Origin of the sequence: Methylobacterium crusticola, from assembly GCF_003574465.1 — a bacterium.
GTDB lineage: Bacteria > Pseudomonadota > Alphaproteobacteria > Rhizobiales > Beijerinckiaceae > Methylobacterium > Methylobacterium crusticola.
Genome location: NZ_QOWC01000417.1, coordinates 1 through 2641, shown reverse-complemented (window position 1 = coordinate 2641; position 2641 = coordinate 1). Strand labels below are relative to the sequence as shown.

Genomic DNA, 2641 nt, shown 5'->3' with positions numbered 1-2641 from the left:
GGCGGCCCGGATGCCCTCGTGGGCGCCCGGCACGTTGGCGATGCCGTCGCCCGTGACGACGTTCTCGGCCAGGTACTCGGCGTGGTAGCCCGAACCCTGCTTGGCCCCGAGCCAGGTCTCGACGTAGTGCTTGCCGTCCTCCGACACGATGATGGCCCAGCCGTCGCTGGTCTTGAACTGCAGGCTCGCCGGCGTGCGCATCTGGAACGAGCCGTTCGTGGTCGCGCCGCCGAAGGTCCAGTCCGCGTTGGTGGCGCGGGTGTTGTAGGTCCAGGTCGCCAGCGGGTCGGAGGCGCTCGCCTGGTAGATCCCCATCGCGTTGTCGCCGATCCAGGTGGTCACGCCGGCCTGGTGCTGGATCGACGCCGTCTGGGTGCCGGATGCCGACTGGAACGTGGCGCCGCTGCCGATGGGCGTGTTCCAGATGCTGCTCGGCGCAAAAGGCTGCGCGACCGTTTCATAAGCCATGTATCACTTTCCAGATCTTTGGGAGTTCAATCGGATCCGCCCGACTCGGCGGCACGAGAGCGGCATCGCGTGAAGATCAATGCCCGTGACGAGGCTCACACCGATGCGCAGGCCAGACAATAAGTAGCAATATTCGACTGTCAACCATTCGATGTATTAGGAAGATCTACCGAAGTTTGTCAGGAATGTATTGTGAGGTGTCGCCCAGGGTTGCTGATTCGCGCGCCCGGCGGGACGCAATGCGCGAAATCCTCGGAAGGTCCCGGGTCTTGCGCCCGGCGTGCTGGACACGCGGTGATCCGGGAAACTCTCCGGGCCGCGGGTCGAACGGCGAAGCTTCCGGTCATAGTGCCGTCAAGGTTGCTGCGCCGGCCCCGGATTGCTCGGTCCGGTCGTGCACGACAAGATCAGGCGCGTGTCCCAAATCGGGACGCGCCCGCGCGCCGGTGACGATCCGGCGCGAATGTCCAGCCGCATCCTTCCGTCGACTTGGGCACGAGGGATAGTGGATTGCGGGGCGCCGGTCACGGCGAGGCGAGCGGAGCAGTAAAACCGTTCCGGCCGTGCGAACGATCGCGCAGATCTTCCGGGCGATCTTGCCGCGGCGGCGGCCGGCTTGCCGCGCGTGCGCGTCGATCCGCCGGGCCGGAGGGCTCGCCGGTCCGCACTGGATCACCGACCGCCACGGACCGAAACACCTCCGAAAGGTGGAGGGACCCGCGCGGTCCTCCCCGAAAGCAGGTGACGACAGCCAGCCTAAGGCTTCTTCCACCCAGGATTACAAGATGTGACAGTGATCCGAACCGCGTTGGCCGGCTGCTGGAAGAAATGACCATGCTCTCCCCAGACGAGAAAGGCATCGATCGGCAGCAGGGGCTCAATTCATCGATAAACAAGATCTGGCAAGGGCTTCCAGGGACGGCGGGGACCGGTGCCCGTCTCCACCGGCCCACCTCCGGCTGAGACGCTCTCCGCCCCCAGAAGCCCTCCTCATCGAGGATCAGCGCCATGCCGCATGTCAGCCCCCCGGTCCTCTGGTCCCCGCAGAGCCGCGCCAAGCTCCTGGCGGATCTCAAGCGGGCGGGAAGTCTCCTGTCCGGCTCCGGCCGGACGCCCGGCTCGGGCCGGACACCCGGCCCGGCCGACGACGAGACCGACTCCTCGCCCGAGGACGGGCTGCCGATCGCCGCGTCGCCGCTCCCGGCGGGTGACCTCTGGCGCGGGAGCGGCGACGCCCCCTGGCTCCCCAACCTCGCGGCGGGGCTGCTGCCGGCCGCCGAGCGGCGCGCGGCCGCGCTTCAGGGCACCCCCGGCGAGGCCGTCGGCGCGCCGCTGCCTCAGGAATCCCCGGGCGGCCAGGACCGCTCCGCCGGGCCCGCCTCCCCGGGATCCGCGGCCGCCGCGCCCGACGCGGTGGCCTCCTCGGGCGCGGCGCCCGCCTCGGCGGAGGTCCTGCCCGCGGCGGAGTCCCGCCTCGTCGCCGCGGACGCGCCGGTCGGATCCGGGACGGCCGCCGGCGACGCGGTGCTGCCGTCGAACCCGACCGCGCGCCCGAGCGCCCTCGCGGGCATCGCCTCGGGCGCCGCCGCCCAGGCCAACGTCCTGGCCTGCTGCGGGAGCTGCGGCTACGTAAACTGCCCGTCGCGGCCCCTCGAGATGCTCGCCAACGGCGGCATGGTCATCAACGGGCAGCTGCCCGGCCAGGGCGCGTCCTCGACCAACTGGGACGTGCCGAGCGGCGGCCTCGTCGGCGGGGGCGGCGCGACCACGGTGAGCCAGGTCGGAACCCTGAGCGGCCCCGTCACCACGATGACGAGCGGGGCCCGGCTCCTCGCGGCGGCGGCCCCGACCGCCATCAACCCGATCGTCCTCGAGAACCAGAAGACCGGCAACCCCGAGAGCGAGTGGGGCATCGACGGCTCCGGCGACTCGAACATCGAGGGCTTCGCCACCGACATCAGCGTCAATCACGGCCAGGCCATCAACTTCAAGATCAACACCAACTCCACGAACTACCGCATCGACATCTACCGCCTCGGCTATTACGGCGGCATGGGGGCCCGCAAGGTCGGGACGCTCCAGCACACCGGCCTCCAGAACCAGCCGACGCCGTTGCGCGACAGCGCCACCGGCCTCGTCGACGCCGGCAACTGGTCGGTGTCGGCCTCCTGGA

2 protein-coding genes are annotated in these 2641 nt (G+C 70.0%); one reads left to right on the top strand and one right to left on the bottom strand.

Annotated elements, in window-relative coordinates; translation table 11 throughout:
- Positions 1-468 (bottom strand): hypothetical protein (locus DT057_RS34535; RefSeq protein ID WP_162501610.1); only part of this gene is annotated, 468 nt, incomplete at its 3' end.
- 1008 nt (positions 469-1476) lie between these two features.
- Between DT057_RS34535 and DT057_RS36330 the strand changes: the two genes are divergently transcribed.
- Positions 1477-2641, top strand: a 1165-nt coding sequence (locus tag DT057_RS36330; protein ID WP_477458751.1) for a serine/threonine-protein kinase, incomplete at its 3' end; no start/stop codon positions are given.